The organism is Nocardioides sp. Root190 (assembly GCF_001428565.1).
Classification (GTDB): Bacteria; Actinomycetota; Actinomycetes; order Propionibacteriales; family Nocardioidaceae; genus Nocardioides.
On the sequence record NZ_LMIA01000013.1, the window covers coordinates 167214 to 187202 of the forward strand.

A 19989-nucleotide genomic window follows, 5' to 3' on the forward strand; every position below is an offset into this window, starting at 1 on the left:
TATCTGACATAGTATTAATGCTTGGCGCAACCGTCGGGCCAAAGACCTCAGATCGGACACCCGCATGAACCTCCTGGCAGTGTTCCTCACCGGCTTGCTCGCCGGCGGCGTCTCCTGCGCCGCCGTCCAGGGCGGGCTGCTCGCCGGACTGGTGACCCGTCAGAAGGCAACTGCAGCCACGTCGGGTTCGAGGGCCAGGACCAACGGCAAGTCATTGACCACCGCAGTCGCTCCGAGGTCCGCTTGGCGCACCCAGTTGGGTGACGACCTGGCACCCGTTGGTGGGTTTCTGGCCGGAAAGCTCGTGTCGCACACCCTGGTCGGCGGTTTGCTCGGCGCACTCGGGACCCTGATCGCGTTGTCGCCGCACACCCGTGCCCTCGTCCAGGTCGCCGCCGGGCTCCTCATCATCGCGTTTGGTCTGGCCCAGCTCGGAGTCCGCGGCTTCCGAGGCTTCACCCTGACTCCACCGGAGTACTGGATCCGATTCCTGCGCGGCCGGGCCCGCTCGAGCTCTGCCATCGCCCCGTCGATCCTCGGCTTCGCGGCCATTCTCGTCCCCTGCGGGATCACCCTCTCGGTGATGGCGCTCGCGATGACCTCCGGGTCAGTGTGGGCAGGAGCCGCGACCATGGCCGTCTTCGTCGTGGGCAGCGCTCCCCTGTTCACCCTGATCGGGTACGCCGCGAACAAGGCCGCCACCGCATGGAAGGGCAGACTCGCCGCGGCGACCGGCATCGTCGTACTCGCCTCCGGCCTCTACGCCCTCAATGGCGGTCTCACCCTGATGGACTCGCCGTTCGCCGCGAAGAACCTCACGGCCACGCTCGGCATCGGTCAGCCGGCCGTACCCGACTCCTCGACCGTCTCGGTGGCCGCCGGCCAACAGACCGGCGTCATCACCGTGACACCGGGCAGATACTCGCCGGACAACCTCGCCATCAAGGCCGGGGTCCCGACCACACTGGTCTTCCGCTCCGATAACGCCCGCGGTTGCGTCGCTGCACTGGTCATCCCCTCACTCGGCGTCCAGACTGTGCTGCCTGAAAACGGCGACACCAAGATCGACCTCAGCACTCCCGAAGCCGGCCGCATCGACTACTCCTGCGCCATGGGCATGTACTCCGGCACCATCACCATCAACTGAACCCACGAGAGGACCACCGGTGGACACCACCCAGACCCAGCAGACCATGACCTGGAAGGTGACCGGCATGCACTGCAGCAGTTGCAGCATCCTCATCGACGAGAACGTCGAGGACCTCGAGGGGGTAACGTCCTCCAACACTTCGATGAAGAAGAAGGTCACCACCGTCACCTTCGACATCTCCCGGTGCAATCCTGCCCAGATCGCCGCTGCCATCATCGGCGCCGGCTACCAGGCAGCCCCCGCCACCGATGCCCCCCGCACCGCGCGCCGTTCCTGGTTGCGTCGTGCGACGGGATGAGCGAACCGACCCCGACCGCACCGGACACACACGATCATGACCAGCAGGAGCCTTGGCCGTGGTGGATGTACCTGATCCTCGGGCTCTTCGCGTTGGGGATCGCAGCCGCCCTCCTGGGGACCCGGACGTGTCTATGACCGTGACGACCCATGCCCACGTCGGGCTCACCGTCGATTCCCAGGACCGCTACCGGTGGATCACCCTAGCTTCGATCGGGCTGCTCGCGGTCGCGGCCGGCATGGCCGCTCTCGGCCTGCCACAGTTCGACCTCCATGGGCCGCTCCACTGGTTCGGGATCATGGATCCGCTCTGCGGAGGGACCCGCGCCGCCCGCTACACCGCACTGGGCGAATGGGATCTGGCCTGGAAGTACAACCCGCTCGGCATCGTGACCGTCATCGCGGTCGGACTGCTGGCTCTTCGGGCGGGCGTCGGTGTACTCACCCGCCACTGGATCACGCTCGACATCACCTGGACCAGGCGCGGCCGCTGGGTTGCGGTCACCATCGCCGCGCTGCTCGTGATCGCACTTGAGATTAGGCAACAAGGTCGGGCCGAGCTGCTCATGGCCGGCACCTTCACGCTCGTCTGAGTTCTTTGCCCGGACGATCGCCCACCACGGCCGGCTCGGTTTCCCGGGTATCGCCGAACTTGGCGTCAATGCCCGACCGCCGCATCGCCGAACTCCTGCCACGTGCTCACCGAGCGCGAACACGAACCTCCGGTCGCGATCGACACCAACGAAGGTCTGCGGTCAGACTAGTTTCCGTGCCTTGATCCGCGCGACCAGGCCGACCAGGCCGACCGCTCCTGGCTCACTTCCCCATCAGAGTTTCCTCCGGCCAGGTTGGCAACCTGTCGCATGGTATGACGCGTCTGCTGTCCTGTACGGTCACTGGGCCGCGCGTGTGAACCTGATCGTGAACACAGCCCCGCGCCCTTCGCCGGCGCTATGCGCCGTGAGGCGGCCTCCGTGCGCCTCGACGATGGCTTGCGACACGGTCAAACCGATGCCTGATCCTTGGTGCTCGCGGTCTCGGGCTGTGTCGCCGCGGTAGAACCGTTCGAATAGGTGCGGCAACTGTCCCTCCGGAATCCCGTCGCCGGTGTCGGCAACTGAGACTTCCACGGCCCCGTCAGCGGCCTGCCGTCGGCGGATCATCACCGCGCCGCCAGGGGGTGTGTGCCGAAGGGCGTTGTCGAGAAGGTTGGTTAGCACTTGGAGCATCCGCGGACGGTCGATGGTGATGACGGTGTTCGAGCCGGGTTCCGCAACCAGTTGCACTCCCTTGATGGCGTAGGCGTCGAGGTGGCTGCGGACGGCACCTTTCACGAGGTCCTCCAGCGGCTCGGACGCGAGCTCGAGGTGAATCCGTCCTTCCTCGGCGCGTGAGACAGAGTCGATGTCGTTCGCCAACCGCGAGAGCCGCTCGACCTGGTCGACCAAGACCGTCCGGGTGCCCTCGGTCCACGGGGTGATGCCGTCCTCAAGACCCTCCAGGTAGGCGCTCAACGTCGCGACCGGTGTGCGCAGCTCGTGCGCGAGGTCGGAGAGGAGTCGTCGCCGGGTGTCCTCGGTCTGGGCCAGTTGGAAGGCCATCGTGTTGAACGCGGTCGCGAGTGAGTCCATCTCCGGTCCGGCACCGCCCACGGGAACTCGGGCCTCGTACTGGCCGTCCGACACGGCCGACGCCGCTTGGGTGAGTGCTGTCAGCGGGGCCTGGAAGCGACGTGTGAGGTACCAGGACACGAGAAGTGCGATGAGGGTTGCAGACGCCATAGCGACGCCGAGGGAGAGGACGCTCGCGGTCTGGTAGGCCTCCTCAACGTGGTGGACCTCGGAGGGGGTGGCGTCATGCTCGGCTTGGAGCAGATGGGCGTGGAACAGTGATGGGCCAACCAATGCGGCGATGGCGCCTGCGGTCGCGATCGCTGCGACGAGGACCAGCGCTTGGGCGAGAAGAAGGCGAGTGCCGATCGACCAGTTCGGGATCACTGCGGAGCCCCGCCGATGAATCGGTAGCCGACGCCGCGGACCGTGTCGATGAACTGCGGAGCCGCCGCTTCGTCCTGGAGCTTGCGGCGAGTGTGCGCGATGTGCACGTCGACGATGTGCAGGTCCCCCACCCAGTCCTCGCCCCACACGGCGTCGACCAGTTGGCGTCTGCTGAAGGCGCGCCTGGGCTTCTGGGCGAGGGCAACCAGAATGTCGAACTCCGTGCGTGTCAACGCAACCGGCTCAGACCCGAGGAGCACCTCACGGGCGGCCACGTCGACCGACAACCCGTCGAAGAGCAGCAGGCCATCGACTGACGGGGCCCGGACCATCTTGCTCGCCCGCGGTCGACGCAGTGCGGCCTGGACGCGCGCCACCAGCTCGCGCGGCGAGAACGGCTTCGTCAGGTAGTCGTCGGCGCCGACGCCCAGGCCGATCAGCTTGTCGACCTCGTCGTCTCGAGCGGTCACCATCAAGACGTAGCAGTCGGAGAAGGTGCGGATCTCGCGGCACACCTCCACGCCGTCTTGGCCCGGCAACCCGAGATCGAGGATGACGAGGTCCGGGTTCAGATCACGTGCAGTGGACACGCCGTCCGGACCGGTGTGGACCTGGACCGCCTCGAACCCCGCCCGGGCCAGGTAGTCGGCGACGATCTGCGCCAGGGCGCGCTCGTCCTCCACGACCAGGATGGGTCCAGATGGCGGCGACTCGACTGACAGCATGATCAACAGTCTCCCTCGTCTGTGATGACCCGGCCTGCCGTCCGAGCCTTCCATGACGCCGGGGCGCGGGGATCTTCGTCAAACCTTCATGGTTTCGGTGCCGAATCCCAATCCGGAGCCGTCAGGGTTCGTGAGGTGAGCGAGGAGTTCGCGTGATGTGGCTGTGGGTCAGTCTGGGATTGGCGTCCCTGTGGTGCGCGGTCTGGGTTGCTGCCCGGTGGCTCACGACCCCGCGACGAACGTCGGAACCACCAAATGCGTTAGAGGTCCTGAGCGAGCGGCTCCGCCGGGGTGAGATCACCGACGAGCAGTACCGCCGCGATAGGCGGACGTACACGACCGGCCACTAGGGCAACGATGAACCGACGGAGGTGGGAAGTGAGCCACGAGGACGCCGCGGTTCGACGACACCATCGCGCCGCACTCTGGGCCTGCCTGGTGGCTGTGCTGGTCGTCGCGGCGCTCCTGACCTGGGCTGAGCTGCCGGGTGAGGTGTTCGCGGCGCTGTTCGCTGTCACGGTGATGGCTGGGGTGATGTTCGTGACGAACCGCATCGAGAACCACTGACCGCTGACGGTTGGCGCCGGGCTCACATCGTGATGCGCCTGGCAACCCTGCAAGGAGACCTGAGGAGAGATGATGCGACGGAAGAGTTGGGCCACCTTGGCGCTGCTGGTTGCTGCGGTACCCGCACTGGCGGCGTGCGGCGACGAGGGCAACGACCACGAATCGATGACGGGGACGGACACGCCTTCGCGTGGCGACTCCTCGGCCGGCGACTCCACGGCGGAGTTCAACGACGCAGACGTCGAGTTTGCGACGGGCATGATCCCCCACCATCAGCAGGCGGTCGAGATGGCAGCCCTTGCCGAGACCCGCGCGCAGAGCCCAGAGGTGAAAAAGCTCGCCGCCGACATCAAAGCCGCCCAGGACCCCGAGATCCAGACGATGACGGGTTGGCTGGAGAGCTGGGGCGAGCCGGTGCCGGGAAGTGAGCACGGCGGCCACGACATGTCCGAATCGATGCCCGAATCGATGCCCGGCATGATGACCGCCGACGAGATGACCGAGCTGGAGGGCCTCTCGGGCGCCGAGTTCGACCAGATGTTCCTGACCATGATGATCGAGCACCACGAAGGTGCAGTCGAGATGGCGCAAGCCGAGCAGACCGATGGCCAGTTCCCCGATGCGATCGCCCTCGCTGAGGAGATCGAGACGGCGCAGAATAAGGAGATCGCGACGATGCGGGACCTGCTCAAGTAGCAGCAACTACGTCCGCGCCTCCCGCCGAGCGCCATCAGCTCGGATCCAACCGGCCAGGAGATTCGCACCGTGCCCGTCATGTCCGCAGTCGAACGCGCCTTCTGCCGCAGCGCCGCGTGGGGGAGCTTCGCGCGACACGTCGTCCTTCCGTGGGCGCTCGAACGGCGCCCTCTGAGCGGGGACGTCCTCGAGCTCGGTGGTGGTGCCGGTGCAATGGCCGACGGAGTAGCACGCAGGTTTCCCGACCTACGGCTGACCGTCACCGACCTGGATCCCGCAATGGTCGACGCGGCACGGCGCCGATTGACCCTTCGCGGAGTGACGGTGCAGCAGGCGGACGTGACGGCCATGACGTTCGAGGACGCCTCGTTCGACTACGTCACCTCCTACCTGATGCTCCATCACGTCATCGAATGGAAGACGGCGCTCGCCGAGACCAGGAGGGTCCTGCGCCCAGGGGGCCAGCTTCTCGGCTACGACCTCACCGACACTCCCACAGCCCGATGGATTCACCGCCTTGACCGATCTCCCCACCGGTTGCTGCGGCGCGACGACCTCGCGGATGGACTCGCCGCGGTCGGGTTCGAGGAGATCACCGTGTCCCCCACCCTCGGCGGGCAGGTCATGCGGTTCCGGGCAACGAAGGCGATCGATGCCTAGAAGGACCGAACACCGGGGCGCACCGCCCGGTCGCCGGGTCGCTGAGTCCGGCGAACATCGAGCCCACCGCGAGCCCCCGCCGCCTCGTGGACAACACCGGGCCGCCCGACCGGGGCGCCGACGCAAGCAACGCCGTCGCACCCGGGCCGTCGCAGTCGGTGTCGCGATCGGTATAGCGGCAGTGGCGTCCATCGGCGGCGTGGTCGCCGCCCCCCGGAATCAGGAGCCCGGCGCCCGGCAGCACGCAACCGACGGGGCGTCCCGCCTGCCTTCACCGATGCCCACGGCACACTCGACGGACGTTGCCGCCGCGCAGGCTGCGGACATCGAGACCGACGCAAGTCGAGGGTCGAGCAACGAACTCAACCAAAACGTGCCCCCGGCCGGTGATGGCGCGGCCAAACTCATCGTCCCGGAGCGGGGCTCCGGCAGATTCGCCGTCGCGCCAGGTGCCTCAGTCACCTCCGGCCGCGGCAACCTGGTGACCTACTCCGTGGAGATCGAGAGCGACCTGGACCTGCCCCTGGTAGAGGTGGCCCGCCTGGTCGACGAGACGCTCGCGGACCGTCGCGGCTGGACCGCCGTCGCGGGACGCGCACTGCGCCGGGTCTCCGCGAACCCGATGATCCGGATCCGGATCGCGACCCCCGAGACAGCCGACCGACTGTGTGCGCCCCTCGACACCGGCGGCCGCCTGTCCTGCCGCAACGGCGAGAACGTGGTCCTCAACGCGTGGCGCTGGGCGAACGGCGCCGGCGGCTATGAGAGAAACCTCGCCAACTACCGGCGCTACCTGATCAACCACGAGGTCGGACACGCCCTCGGCTTCGACCACGCCTCCTGTCCGGGCCCAGGGGCGATCGCGCCCGCCATGCTGCAGCAGACCAAGGGCCTCGATGGCTGCACCCCCAATCCCTGGCCGGCCACAGGAGGGGCGCGCTGAGAGCGATTCAGAGGACATCTCCGTCGATCTCACCCACAGGCGTCCGGATTCGGCGCATGGATCTCCAAGACCTACAGCCTGTCGTTCAGGCTCACCTGACGACGTTCCCGAGAGGGTTCTTCGCGCGTCTCGGTTCGCGGTTCCTCACCCGCTACTTCCGCACGTTCCTCGACGGTCCCCTGGCGGTAGCGCTCGTGGTCGAACGCGACCGGTCCTTCGGGGCTACATCGTCAGTGTCCTGGACCCAGTGCCGCACCGCCAGCTGTTGCTGACCTACCACGGTGCATCGCTCGCACTGCTCGGTCTACTCGGTCTCATGCGACGCCCGCCCCTGCTGATCGGCTTCCTGCGGACCAGGATTCGCCGGTACCGGGCCACCCTCCTCGGACTCGAGGTCGGCACGAACAACAGCCAGGACAAGCAGCGCGACCAGGACCGAGAAGCCCGCCATCGCTATGGTCATGGCCAGCCAGCCGGGCCAACCCCAATCGTGGTCCCACCACATGACGACATCCCTTCGATTCCTTGCCTCCCCTCTCATCCTGACCACCCGGACCCGCACGGCACAGGGCAATTGGCCCTTGAACGCAGCCCCAAAGGACCTGCCAAACCCGGGACCTTCGCGGCTTGCGCAAATACCCCTAAGGGGTAATGGTCGAGTCATGGTCGAAAAGCCGAGCACCAGACCGGCCACACCCGCGTATCACGCTGATACTCACGCGTTGGTCAACCGACTGCGCCGCATCGAGGGACAGGTCCGCGGCCTGCAGCGCATGGTCGAGACCGAGGCCTACTGCATCGACATCCTCACCCAGGTCTCCGCAGTTACCAAGGCACTGCAGAACGTTGCGGTGTCCCTGCTCGACGACCACCTGCGCCACTGCGTCACCGACGCCGCCCGCCTCAGCCCCGAGGAAGGCAGCCACAAACTCGAGGAGGCAACCCATGCCATCGCCCGACTCATCCGCTCCTGAACAACCCTCGCCGGACGGCCGCCCCGAAACCGAAACCGAAACCGAGCCCGGCTTGAGCCTTCCGCTCACGACCGGCCTTGCTCCACGCGCCACGACGGAGAACATGAGCCCCCACACCCCCGGAACCGAGTCGGTGACCGCGCAGACCGCGACCGACCCGGTGTGCGGGATGACAGTGGACCCCGCAACGGCCGCCCACCAGACAACCTACGAAGGCCACGTCTACTCCTTCTGCAGCGCTGGATGCCTGGACCGCTTCACGGGCGACCCCGCCCGGTACGCCCACCACGACACACCCGACGGGCATGAACCAACAGCTCACGCGGCACATCACACAGTCGAGGACCATCTCGCGACGAGCACTGCACCAGCCCCGTCGACGGAGACATCTGCAGCCGTTGATGAAGCGACCGAGTGGACCTGTCCGATGCACCCCGAGATCCGCCGACCCGGGCCCGGGGCGTGCCCGATCTGCGGGATGGCCTTGGAGCCAGTCACCGTGTCGGCCGGCAATGGGCCGAGCGCCGAACTGGTCGACATGACCCGCCGGTTCTGGATCGGCCTTGCACTATCGATCCCCGTCGTAGCGCTGGAGATGGGGACACACTTCCTTGACTGGGTCGGCGACGCGGTCCCACAATCCGCGTCGAACTGGATCCAACTCGCCCTCGCCACGCCCGTCGTGCTCTGGGCCGGCTGGCCGTTCTTCGTGCGTGGCTGGGCCTCGGTGCGCACCCGGAACCTCAACATGTTCACCCTGATCGCGATGGGCACCGGCGTCGCGTGGCTCTACAGCGTCATCGCCACGATCGCCCCCGGAATCTTTCCTGACTCGTTCCGCTCCGCCTCCGGCATGGCCGACGACATGAGCGCGGGCGCCGTCGACGTCTACTTCGAAGCAGCAGCCGTGATCACCGTGCTGGTCCTCCTCGGTCAGGTGCTGGAACTGCGAGCACGCGAACAGACCTCAGGCGCGATCAAGGCACTCCTCGACCTCGCACCCACCACCGCACGCCGGGTGCGCCCCGACGGAAACGACGAAGAAGTCGGGCTCGAGGACGTGCAGATCGGCGACACGCTCCGCGTCCGACCAGGCGAGAAAGTCCCTGTTGACGGCGAAGTCCTCGACGGCCGGTCCAGCCTGGACGAGTCGCTCGTCACCGGGGAATCCATGCCAGTCACCAAAACCACCGGCGACCCGGTGATCGGCGGCACCATCAACACCACCGGCGCCCTCCTCATCCGTGCCGACCGCATCGGACGCGACACCATGCTGTCCCGGATCGTCGCCCTGGTGGCCGAGGCCCAGAGATCTCGCGCACCCATCCAGCGGATGGCCGACCGGGTCGCCGGGATCTTCGTGCCCGTGGTCATCACGATCGCGGCTCTCGCATTCGCCACCTGGGCCGCGGTTGGCCCCGACCCCCGGTTCGCCCATGGCCTCATCGTCGCCGTCGCGGTACTGATCATTGCGTGCCCCTGCGCGCTGGGCCTAGCAACCCCGATCAGCATCAAGGTCGGAGTCGGCCGCGGCGCCACCCACGGCGTCCTGATCAAGAACGCCGAAGCCCTCGAGCGGATGGAGAAGGTCGACACCCTCGTCGTCGACAAGACCGGCACCCTGACCGAAGGACGACCCTCCGTCACCGACATCGTGCTCACCTCAGCGGCCAGTACCGAGGACGAGCTGCTCAGGGTCGCCGCCGGCGTCGAACGCGTCTCCGAGCACCCGCTCGCACGCGCCGTCGTCGAGGCCGCCACCTCCCGCGGCCTGACCCTCCCCGACGTCAGCGACTTCGACTCACCGGTCGGCCGCGGCGTCCTGGGGACCGTCGAGAACCACCGAGTGGCCCTCGGTAGTGCCGAGTTTCTAACCTCTCAAGGCGTCGACCCCAGCGAGGTGGCCGACGAGGCCGACCGGCTCCGCGGCACCGGCGCGACCGTCATCCTGGTCGCCGTCGACCAGCGCCTGGCCGGGGCCCTGGCGATTGCCGACCCGGTCAAGACGACCACCCCGGCCGCACTGGCCGACCTCCGGGCCCAGGGCGTCCAGGTCGTCATGCTCACCGGCGACAACCATGTCACCGCCCAGGCAGTGGCCAACTCACTGGGCATCGACCGGGTCGAGGCCGGCGTGCTGCCCGACCGCAAAGCCGACGTCGTCCAGCGGCTGCGCGCCGAGGGCCGCGTGGTCGCGATGGCCGGCGACGGCGTCAACGACGCGCCCGCGCTGGCCGCCGCCGATGTCGGGCTGGCGATGGGCTCAGGCACCGACGTGGCGATGGAGTCCGCCGGGATCACCCTCCTCCACGGCGACCTCACCGGCATCGCCCTCGCCCGACGCCTGTCAGCGGCCACCATGCGAAACATCCGCCAGAACCTGGTCTTCGCGTTCATCTACAACGTCGCAGGAATCCCCATCGCCGCGGGCGTCCTCTACCCGTTCACCGGGCTCCTGCTGTCACCAATCATCGCCGCAGCGGCCATGGCGCTGTCGTCAGTCAGCGTCATCAGCAACGCCCTGCGACTCCGAACCACCCAGCTCGACTGAGCCAGCGACCGGTCTGCGCGCGTTTGAAGCAGGCAACAGTGGTGATCGCGGGACCGATCCATGTTTCGGGAAGGTCGCAACACCCAGGTGCTACGGCGTCCGCCGCGAAAGCCCGGGAGGAAGCCTTCAACGCACGGCGATCACGCGCCCGACGGCCGGGCGCTCGCGGACTTCGCCTTCCACGAGCGCCCGACAGGCTGGCCGTGGTCCACGCAAGACCCTCAGGCATGCGCGACCCAATGTCCGGCCCTCACAACGGCCTGCGTGATCGACGATGTACGGAGGTTCCGTGCGCAGGGCCCGAACGCCGATCCGCCGACTGACGCGTTGCGGCGCCTACTCATTCCCGAGCTGGGTCTCCATCTCGTCGATCTCGGCCTCTTGCGACGCGAAGATCATCTCGGCGAGGTCAACGGCGGCAGTCTACTCCCCCCTCGGACGTCGCCGCGCTGGCCGTCTTGATGGCGCCCTCATGGTGCTCGACCATCATCTCCTGCCACATCTGCTCGAGCGCCTCACCCTCGGCTGACTCGAGTGCGTTCATCTCCTCCACGCTCATCATTCCCGGCAGATCTGATCCCGGCTCGCCGCCGCCTGTTTGACAATCGCCGTGGCCATAGCAGGTCCGGATCTGTGAGGAATCGCCCAAATTGGTGCCTCCGTAATCCCGTGTGATGCGCATGAGGCGGTAGCGGCTGTCGCCAGACGTGTCGTCGACCACAAGGGAGGCGCAGGCGCGTGCTCGCCGTGAAGGCCACGGGAGTAGGCGTGGAAGTGATGAGGCGCAGTAGCCGCCTTTCGTTAATGCGGTGCGGAACCGACGCGTCACCTTCGTCGCAACCCATTGCGGTGGTCTTCTTAGCGTCCCGGTGCTGGTCGGCCTCCGCTCGGCTGAGTGCGCGACTGGTCACGCGGCGGGCCGATGGGCTTTGGCAGGAAGGACTCGTCAACGTCGCAGGTCAGGCCTCGCAACCTGGCCTGGTGCCGCTCCCACTCTCTGGGATGAATGCCGTCCTGAAGAACCGAGGCAACGACTGCCGCCATGGGATACGGCAGATCTGCGGGCACTTGATCGAGCGCACACCACGCCTTCGCACCATCACCGCGCAACCAACAGGCGAAGCCGAGCAGGGAGGCTGGTGCCGCGCGAACACCGTCAGGGCCGCGGCGGGTGAGATCACTCCAGACTGCTACGTGGGAACTGGAGCTCTCCACACTGATGTCATCCCAGACCGCGTCCCGGGTACTGAGCGTCTCCAGGGCCACCAGCATCCGGGCACCGTCGACATCTGAGAGTCGGTTGCCGTCGGCGTGAAACTGGTCGAGCCGGCCCAGTACCCACCTGTTCTCCGTCGCCCGGCCGCTGGTCTGTGCAGCGGCTCGCGCCTCGGCTAGCAAACGGGAGATTGGTGCGCGGCTACCGACCATGGAGGCCGCGAGGGCTGCCCGGTTGGTTGCGGGCTGGGCGATGCCGGCCAGCACGGCCGCCGCAGCGATGCGCTCAGCAGCCGTATGCGTCTGCAGGCCGGTGACACCGCTGTCGAACTCGCGCCAGCGGTCGCCATCGGACCACAACCGGAGGTGAGTATCGATGCCCAGACTCGCAAGGCGGTCAGACAGGTCCTCGCTGCCCAACCTTGCGAAGAGCCGGTTCTCGGTGAAGCAAAGAATTGCGACCCGCGCACCAGGGCGTGCGTGACGCCCGTAGGGGCCACTCAGGGCGTCCCAGACCTGCTCCCGGTCCGATGCCGACTTCGGCATGTCGACGCGGGTGACCGGCAATCCGGGACGGAGGGGAAGAAGCACGATCGACTCTTCCGGGTTGAATCCAAGAATGTGCGGCACCGCGGCCAGCAGCTCATCCGGCGTGTTCACGACAAGATCCATCACGCACCCGCTCCTCCGCCCGCAGTGCCGACTGGTCCGCTCGGCCTGTCGGTGACGTCCAACTGCCGTAGCCGCCTGGCCTCGCGCAGGGTCAGGGACTCGCCGCACCACTCGACGGCCTCGCCCAACGACAGGCCCTCCGCCACGGTCAAGTCGCGCAACGCCTCCCCGGCACGTTTCTCTGTCTCAGACACGGCCGCGTCTCGTTCGCCGATCGCGACCATGACCTGCTCGGCCAGTTCGATGACCCGTCGCTCCCGTTCGGCGCGTTCGCTCCGTCTCTTGTCGGCCATCTCGCGTGCCGTACGCCGTGCCTGCTGTCTGATGGTCTGCTGACTCATCCGGTCCTCACTTGTCTCCGAGGCAAGCCCACGTGGGCTCTGACAGTCACCTAGGACACCCGCCGGCTTCCGTGCGATCACGAACATGAAGATCTGCCCTCTGCACCAGCGCGATTCAGACCTGCGATCCGAGCCGCGAGCTGCCGTCCGAACACGTACGCCTCGCCCGTCATCGACCTCGATCAGCGTCCCCCCAACTTTTTGCGACCGACGAAGTGCCACACACCTAGTGCATTCCCGGTAGTAAGGCCGCGTGTCCACTCCCCGTTGACGATGACGAACGCCGGCGTTGTGGCCTGAATTCCGATCGCACCCATCGCGCTTCTGCCCCTTGTTGGTTGTGACGATGAGCCTCCACAAGCTGACCGCGGGGTCTGGGTACGACTACCTGACCCGCCAGGTCGCAGCTCTGGACGCCACCGACAAGGGCCACACCGGGCTCGCGAGCTACTACACCGAGAAGGGCGAAACCCCTGGCGTCTGGATCGGATCCGGCATGGACGGTCTCGAGGGGCTCGACGCCGGAGACATCGTCACCGCGGATCACATGCAGAGCCTGTTCGGCTCCGGCCACCACCCGCTGGCCACCCAGCGAACCAACGAGCTGAACCTGCGAATCGGCCGCCCGATCAACGCGGCCGGCGTCGATGTCGGCTCAGAGCAGCCGACCCGGGCGGACTACAAGAAGGCGGTGCGCTTGGGCACGCCCTACAAGGTCTACGACAACGACATCAGCCCGTTCCGGATCGAGGTCGCCAAGCGCATCGCGGCCATCAACGAGGCCGCCGGCCTGCCCGGCGACTGGCCCGTCCCCGCTGCTGACCGGGCCAGGGTCCGCACCGAAGTCGGCACCGAGTTCTTCCGTGCCGAGCACGGCCGCGAACCCGGCCAGGGCTCAGAGGGTGCCCGCGAGCTGGCCGCCGCGATCGCCAAGCACTCCCGCCCGAAGACCAACGCGGTGGCTGGCTACGACCTGACCTTCTCCCCGGTCAAGAGCGTCTCGGTGCTGTGGGCGATCTCCGACCCGAATACCGCCGCCGTGATCGAACGCTGCCACCAGGCGGCGATCAAGGACGCGCTGGACTTCATCGAGAAGAAGGCCCTGTTCACCCGCGAGGGCACCAACGGCATCCGCCAGGTCAACGTCCGCGGCCTGATCGCCACCGCGTTCACCCACCGTGACTCCCGCGCCGGCGACCCCGACCTGCACACCCACGTCGCCGTGGCGAACAAGGTCCAGACCCTCTCCCCTGACGGCACCGGCAAGTGGCTGGCCATCGATGGCCGGCTCATGTTCAAGGCCAAGGTCTCCGCCTCCGAGACCTACAACACCGCGCTCGAGCGACACCTCACCGAGGCGCTCGGCGTCCAGTTCGCCGAGCGCCCGAACACCGACGCACGCAAGCGCCCCATCCGCGAGATCACCGGCGTCGATCCCGAACTGAACACCCGCTTCTCCAAGCGGCGCGCCAGCGTGGAGGTGCGTCGCAAGGAGCTCGCTGCGATCTTTCAGGCCACCCACGGTCGTCCTCCAACACCGGTGGAGACCATTCAGTTGTCGCAGCAGGCGACCCTGGAGACCCGCGAGGCCAAGCACGCTCCGCGCACCCTCGAAGAGCAACGTCAGGCCTGGCGCCGCGAAGCTCTCGATGTTCTCGGCACCCCGCAGCACATCGACAAGATGATCGACCAGGCGCTGGACCCGCAGGGCGCCGGCGCTCAGTTGGCGGACCCAGCAGTCAGCGCAGCGTGGTTCGCCACGACGACCGCCCGGATCGTTTCGACGATGGAAGGCGCCCGGTCCACGTGGCAGTACTGGCACGTCTACGCCGAGGCACAACGCCAGGTCCGGACCGTGAACGTGGCCTCCGACCAGGTCGACCAGCTGGTCACGATGCTCGTCGAAGACGTACTCGACGGGCAGTCCGTCCGCATCACTCAACCGCTCGACTCAATCATCGAACCCAACGAGTTGCGCCGCGTCGACGGCTCCTCGGTCTACACCGTCGGCGGTGTCCACCTGTTCACCTCAAACAAAGTTCTGGCCGCCGAGCAACGCCTGGTTACCGCGGCAGGCCGACATGACGGGTACGCGGTCGAGGCGTCCTCGGTCGATCTAGCGCTGCTCGAGTCGACCGCCAACGGCATCACCCTCAACGCCGGACAGGCCACGCTGGTCAAGGAGATGGCCACCTCCGGCGCCCGGCTGCAGCTGGCGATCGCACCCGCCGGATCAGGCAAAACCACCGCGATGCGCGCCCTGGCCAGCGCCTGGACTGATGGCGGCGGCACCATCATCGGCCTGGCTCCCTCTGCGGCGGCCGCGGACGCCCTACGGTCCTCCATCGAGTGTCACGCGGGCGCACAGATCGATACCCAGACCGACACCCTCGCCAAGCTCACCCACTCCCTCGAGCAGGCCCGCGAGTCCGGCACTCCGCTCCCCGACTGGGTCGCCAGCATCAACTCCTCCACCCTCGTAATCATCGACGAAGCAGGCATGGCCGACACCGTCTCCCTCGACCTCGCGGTGGCCTCCGTCCTCGAACGGGGCGGCAGCGTCCGCCTGATCGGCGACGACCAGCAGCTCTCCGCGATCGGCGCCGGCGGCGTGCTCCGCGACATCCGCGCCACCCACGGGGCACTGCAACTGAGCGAGCTCGTCCGGTTCAAGGACCCCGCCGAGGGCGCCGCCTCTCTCGCGCTGCGCGAGGGCAAAGCCGAGGCACTGGGCTTCTACCTCGACCACGAACGGATCCACGTTGGCGACCTGACCACCATGACCGAGGAAGTCTTCGCAGCCTGGCAGGCCGACCGCGCCGCCGGCCTGGACTCGATCATGCTGGCCCCGACCCGCGACCTCGTCAGCGACCTGAACCAGCAGGCCCGCGCCCACCGCCTCGCCCAACAGTCGGGAACCGCGGCCGCCGACCCAGCCAGCTACCCCACCAACGGGCCGGTTCGCCGGCTCGCCGACGGCAACGAAGCCTCGATCGGCGAACTGATCATCACCCGCGAGAACGACCGTCGACTGCGTACCTCGGCCACCGACTGGGTGAAGAACGGCGACCGCTGGAACGTGCTGGAGATCCACGACGGCGGCGACCTCACCGTCCAACACACCGGTCGCAATGGGCACGGGCGCATCGTGCGGCTGCCCGCTGACTACGTCGCCCGATCCACTGAGCTCGGCTACGCGTGCACCGTCCACACCGCCCAAGGCGTCACCGCCGACACGATGCACGGCCTGGCCACCGGCAGTGAGTCACGCCAACAGATGTACACGATGATGACCCGCGGCGCGCACGCGAACCACGTCTACCTCGAGGTCGTCGGCGACGGCGACCCGCACTCGGTGATCCACCCGACGCTGGTCCGGCCGCTCACACCGACCGACATCCTCGAACAGGTACTGGCGCGCGACGACACACAGCGATCCGCAACCAGCATCCTGCGCCACCAAACCGATCCGGCCACCCGCCTCGGCGAAGCCTCCCAGCGCTACCTCGACAGCCTCTACGTCGCCGCCGAGAACCTCTTGCGCCACGACACGATCGACGGCATCGACGGCACCCAGGTCAACGTGGTCGACGCCCTGGACACCGCGGTCGAAACACTCGTCCCCGGGCTCGCCGACGAGGCCGCCTGGCCGACCTTACGAGCCCACCTGCTGCTGCTCGGCGCGGCCGGCACGAACCCCGTCAACGCGCTCCGGGCCGCTGCCGGCAACGGGGAGTTGATCAGCGCCCACGACCGTGCCGCGGTCCTCGACTGGCGCCTGGACGCCTCCGGACTGCGCAACGCCGGCGCCGGGCCGCTGCCGTGGATGCCCGCAATCCCCGCCCGGCTGGCTGAGGACCCGCACTGGGGCGACTACCTCGCCCGGCGCGCTCACCTGGTCGAGCAGCTCGCCGACCAGGTCCGCACCCGCACTACCGACCAGACAGATAAGGGGGCGTTGCCGGCGTGGGCACGGAACGGACTGCGGCCCGAACCCGCCACGATCGCCAACGTCGAGGTCTGGCGGGCCGCCATGCAAGTCCCAGTCGACGACCGCCGCCCGACCGGTGCACCGCAACTACAGAAGGCCTCCGCGACATGGCAACGACGCCTCAACCGGTCGGTCACCGGCGATCAAACGCCTGCTCTCAAGGAATGGCGCCAGCTGCTCTACTTGCTCGCCCCGCAGGTCCGCGACGACGAGTTCACCCCGCTGCTCGCCGAGCGACTCGCCGCGATGTCGCGCGCCGGCATCACCGCCCACGACCTGCTCCGCGCGGCGACCGCGCCCAACCACCCAGCCGGGCCGCTGCCCGACGAGCACGCCGCGGCGGCCGTGTGGTGGCGCATGGCCCGTCAACTCACCCCTGCCGTTGCCGCCCAGATCAGCGACGGCTCCCACCAATCGACCCGGGAAGGCGTCACCACCGAGTGGACTCCACGGCTCCCGGACCTGTTCGGCCCCGAGCGCGCCGCCAGCATCCAGACCAGCACATGGTGGCCCGCACTCGTCGCGAACGTGGACCACGGCGTGCAGCGCGGTTGGCAGGTCGAGGCCCTGCTCGGCGCCGGGCGGGCACAGACGGATCGGGCGAGCGACGGCGGGGATGACCCGCTCGATGGGATTGATGAGTGCCAGGCCCTGGTGTGGCGGACCTCGATCGCACTCGAGACCGCTCCCGACGAACACGCGCACTCCTACGACTTCGCCGAACCGCCGGCGGACCTGTGGGATGGGATCGAGCTGGCTCCGACGACACTCACCGACTGCACCGTCGACCCCACCTTCAACGACGCCACCGACGCCGATTGGGGCGACTGGCCGCTCGCCGAGGACCCGGTCCCGTACGACGAGCACTTGGTCGACGCTCCCGACAAGCACCTGGTCGACGTCGACGGAGACCAGTTCGTCGAACCCGATCTGACGCTGGCCGCCTACATCCGCGACCTCGGCGGCAGCCAACTGGAGCCCACCGACGCCGACCTCCGGCACATGTACCAGCGCGCCGACGAGTGGCACTCCTCCCCCGTCTCACGTGAGCGCATGCTGCAGATCAACGACATGACACAGGCCTTCTTCGAGGCCCGGTTCCAGTCACTATCGGGCTCGTGGGGCCGCGACTACCTCACCGACCGGCTCGGCGTCGACCTCGCCGGCGACGAACGATTCCGTCCCGGCCAAGCGCCGGCCGGCTGGACCAACCTGGTCGACCACCTGCGCCGCCGCGGAGTCAGCGACGCCGAGATGATGGCCACCGGCGTCGCCACCCAGGCCAGCACCGGTCGCCTCATCGACCGGTTCCGCGACCGGGTGATGTTCCCCGTGATCCACCACAACAACGGACAACACGAGGTACTCGGCTTCGTCGGCCGCCGCCGGCCCGACCTCACCGACGCCGACCAAACCAATGGCAAGGGCGGACCGAAGTACCTCAACACAGCCGACACCCCGCTGTTCCACAAGGGCACCCAGCTGTTCGGTGTCGTCGACAAACTGCTCGCCGAAGGTGCGATCCCGGTGATCGTCGAGGGCCCGATGGACGCCGTCGCCGTCACGATCGCCAGTCACGGCCTCTACCTCGGCGTGGCGCCGCTCGGCACGTCCCTGACCGACGAGCAGGCCGCCCAACTGGCCTCGATCGGACGCGATCCGATCGTGGCCACCGACGCCGATCTCGCCGGCAAAGTCGCGGCCGAGCGGGACTTCTGGATGCTCACCCCGCACGGCATGGATCCCGGCATTGCGCGGTTCCCCGACGGCCTCGACCCCGCCGACCTGCTCGCCCAGCGCGGGCCCGCCGCGCTCACGGCCGCGGTGGCCAGCGGCCAGCCGGCCTTCCGCGCACTGGGCGACCAGCTGCTCACCGAGCGACTCGACAACCTCGCCCCCGAGCACGCACGCATCGCGGCCATTAAGATCCTGTCAGCCCGTCCGACCCGCGCCTGGGAGCCGGGAGTCAACCAGGTCCGGGCCCGCCTGCAGCTCTCGCAGGTGCAGGCGCGACGAGACCTGCGCGACGCAATCAAGAGCTGGGATGCCGACCCGCGCAAGGCGGCACTGGTCGAGCTCCACAAGAGCAGCGAGGTACGCGCCCGCCTCTCGGCAGCAGCCGAGAAGGCCCCGGCCGAGCGGTGGGCTTCCCTGGCCCGCGAACTCGACCCGCGGCTGCTCGAGCAGGGCGACTGGCCCGCAACCGCCGCGATGCTGCAACAGGCCCACGAGCAGGGTCACGACGTCGACGCCGCCACACGCGGCCTGGTCGCTGAGAAGCCGCTGGGCCACAACCCCGCGCGTGACCTGCGCTACCGGATCGTGTCTCGCCTCGAGATAACGATCGACACACCCTCGCCCCTCGACAACCCCACGGTTCGCCAAGCCCACAGAACGGATCCTCCTTGGTCAACGCCGACTGGCGATCGCCGAACGCCACCGACCCCTCGACGATGAGCGGCGTACGTGGCCACGCCAATCGCCGGCCACGAGCGAGCTGCATAGCGCCGCACACGGTGTTGGCACCGCAGTTCGCAGGGACGGGTCGGCCTGCCGGTCGGATACTGGGGCGATGACTTCGATAGACCTAATGCGCAGCGCCGCGCTTGACGCCTACGAACGAATGAGCGACGTCTTCTGGCAAAGGGATCCCGATACCTACTTTGCGCCGCTGTCGGAGACGCTTGTCTGGCTCACGGCTATCGCAGACGCCATGGGCAGACTTCAAGAGCCTAGCTACAGCGGCATCGCCTACGCCCGCAACTGTGTGGTGCACGGGTTCGTCATCGTCTCCGACATCTACGTCCAGAATCCGCGTGAGCCGAGCTCCTTCAAGGGAGACCATGCTCGAGTGGTGTTCCAGGGTCCGTCCAAGGTGTGGGGCTTCACCCCGGATCCGCAGCCACACGACCCCGCCAATGGCAAGGAGCACCACCGAGCCCGCCGCGCGGCCTACAACAGGCACGTTGCTGAGCACGCAGTGCACGGGATAATCCCCAAGCTCCTACTCGGTGTTGGCGTGAACATCTGGGCTGTTGACGACAGCGATCGCACTCTGACTCCGAGGCGCCCTCCACGGCAGGCAAGCGTCCCAGCGGGGTATGTCCCAACATTCACGGACCGCTCGACGCTGAGGTCGAGGCACGAATTCGCGCGACACGACCGTCTGGGCAACCGGACACCCAGATGTGACGACCTATGCCGACGGCG

At 67.8% G+C, this 19989-nt stretch carries 15 protein-coding genes; 10 read left to right on the forward strand and 5 right to left on the reverse strand.

Annotation, left to right across the window (positions count from 1 at the left end):
• Nucleotides 1–64: 64 nt before the first annotated feature.
• The 3 genes from ASE01_RS21405 (at nucleotide 65) to ASE01_RS21415 (ending at nucleotide 2040) form a co-directional block, all read left to right on the forward strand.
• Nucleotides 65–1147: a sulfite exporter TauE/SafE family protein gene (locus ASE01_RS21405; RefSeq protein WP_056757503.1), complete on the forward strand. Its 1083-nt coding sequence runs from the start codon at nucleotides 65–67 to the stop codon at nucleotides 1145–1147.
• A 19-nt stretch (nucleotides 1148–1166) separates the two neighbouring features.
• A complete protein-coding gene (locus ASE01_RS21410; protein WP_200958945.1) occupies nucleotides 1167–1448 on the forward strand; it encodes a cation transporter in 282 nt (93 codons plus the stop codon).
• A 133-nt stretch (nucleotides 1449–1581) separates the two neighbouring features.
• A complete protein-coding gene (locus ASE01_RS21415; protein WP_056757506.1) occupies nucleotides 1582–2040 on the forward strand; it encodes a DUF2752 domain-containing protein in 459 nt (152 codons plus the stop codon).
• 300 nt (nucleotides 2041–2340) lie between these two features.
• On the opposite strand, the gene ASE01_RS21420 is transcribed toward ASE01_RS21415, so the two are convergent.
• Nucleotides 2341–3444 carry a sensor histidine kinase gene (locus tag ASE01_RS21420; RefSeq protein ID WP_200958947.1) on the reverse strand — a complete coding sequence of 368 codons (1104 nt, stop codon included), beginning with the start codon at nucleotides 3442–3444 and terminating at the stop codon, nucleotides 2341–2343.
• The gene (locus tag ASE01_RS21425) at nucleotides 3441–4169 is read right to left on the reverse strand and encodes a response regulator transcription factor (protein WP_056757509.1); all 729 of its coding nucleotides are present in this window, start codon (nucleotides 4167–4169) and stop codon (nucleotides 3441–3443) included. The genes ASE01_RS21420 and ASE01_RS21425 overlap by 4 nt, the downstream gene beginning before the upstream one ends.
• 378 nt (nucleotides 4170–4547) lie before the next feature.
• Here ASE01_RS21425 and ASE01_RS21430 point away from each other — a divergent pair, with 378 nt between their 5' ends.
• The 6 genes from ASE01_RS21430 to ASE01_RS21465 all read left to right on the forward strand — a co-directional run bounded on the left by ASE01_RS21430 (nucleotide 4548) and on the right by ASE01_RS21465 (nucleotide 10560).
• Nucleotides 4548–4736, forward strand: coding sequence for a hypothetical protein (locus tag ASE01_RS21430; RefSeq protein WP_056757512.1), 189 nt, complete (start codon nucleotides 4548–4550; stop codon nucleotides 4734–4736).
• A 69-nt stretch (nucleotides 4737–4805) separates the two neighbouring features.
• On the forward strand, nucleotides 4806–5432 hold the full coding sequence (locus ASE01_RS21435) for a DUF305 domain-containing protein (protein ID WP_321164156.1): 627 nt from the start codon (nucleotides 4806–4808) through the stop codon (nucleotides 5430–5432).
• Between the two features lie 78 nt (nucleotides 5433–5510).
• Nucleotides 5511–6092 carry a class I SAM-dependent methyltransferase gene (locus tag ASE01_RS21440; RefSeq protein WP_235536142.1) on the forward strand — a complete coding sequence of 194 codons (582 nt, stop codon included), beginning with the start codon at nucleotides 5511–5513 and terminating at the stop codon, nucleotides 6090–6092.
• Nucleotides 6093–6369: 277 nt separating this feature from the next.
• Nucleotides 6370–7035 (forward strand): DUF3152 domain-containing protein, encoded by a 666-nt coding sequence (locus tag ASE01_RS24865; protein WP_162260329.1) that lies wholly within the window; start codon nucleotides 6370–6372, stop codon nucleotides 7033–7035.
• Between the two features lie 722 nt (nucleotides 7036–7757).
• Nucleotides 7758–8009: a metal-sensitive transcriptional regulator gene (locus ASE01_RS21460; RefSeq protein WP_056757525.1), complete on the forward strand. Its 252-nt coding sequence runs from the start codon at nucleotides 7758–7760 to the stop codon at nucleotides 8007–8009.
• Nucleotides 8010–8178: 169 nt separating this feature from the next.
• The gene (locus ASE01_RS21465; RefSeq protein ID WP_414858546.1) at nucleotides 8179–10560 is read left to right on the forward strand and encodes a heavy metal translocating P-type ATPase; all 2382 of its coding nucleotides are present in this window, start codon (nucleotides 8179–8181) and stop codon (nucleotides 10558–10560) included.
• Nucleotides 10561–10969: 409 nt separating this feature from the next.
• On the opposite strand, the gene ASE01_RS25450 is transcribed toward ASE01_RS21465, so the two are convergent.
• From ASE01_RS25450 to ASE01_RS21475, 3 genes are all read right to left on the reverse strand, one after another.
• Complete coding sequence (locus ASE01_RS25450; RefSeq protein ID WP_157537738.1) at nucleotides 10970–11242, reverse strand: DUF305 domain-containing protein; 273 nt, start codon at nucleotides 11240–11242, stop codon at nucleotides 10970–10972.
• 176 nt (nucleotides 11243–11418) lie between these two features.
• The gene (locus ASE01_RS21470; RefSeq protein WP_082606329.1) at nucleotides 11419–12447 is read right to left on the reverse strand and encodes a DUF4192 domain-containing protein; all 1029 of its coding nucleotides are present in this window, start codon (nucleotides 12445–12447) and stop codon (nucleotides 11419–11421) included.
• Nucleotides 12447–12788, reverse strand: a complete 342-nt coding sequence (locus tag ASE01_RS21475) for a hypothetical protein (RefSeq protein WP_056757536.1) — start codon at nucleotides 12786–12788, stop codon at nucleotides 12447–12449. Before ASE01_RS21475 ends, ASE01_RS21470 begins: the two co-directional genes overlap by 1 nt.
• A gap of 346 nt (nucleotides 12789–13134) precedes the next feature.
• On the opposite strand from ASE01_RS21475, the gene mobF reads away from it, so the two are divergent.
• A complete protein-coding gene (mobF, locus tag ASE01_RS21480; RefSeq protein WP_082606330.1) occupies nucleotides 13135–19236 on the forward strand; it encodes a MobF family relaxase in 6102 nt (2033 codons plus the stop codon).
• Nucleotides 19237–19989 lie beyond the last annotated feature (753 nt).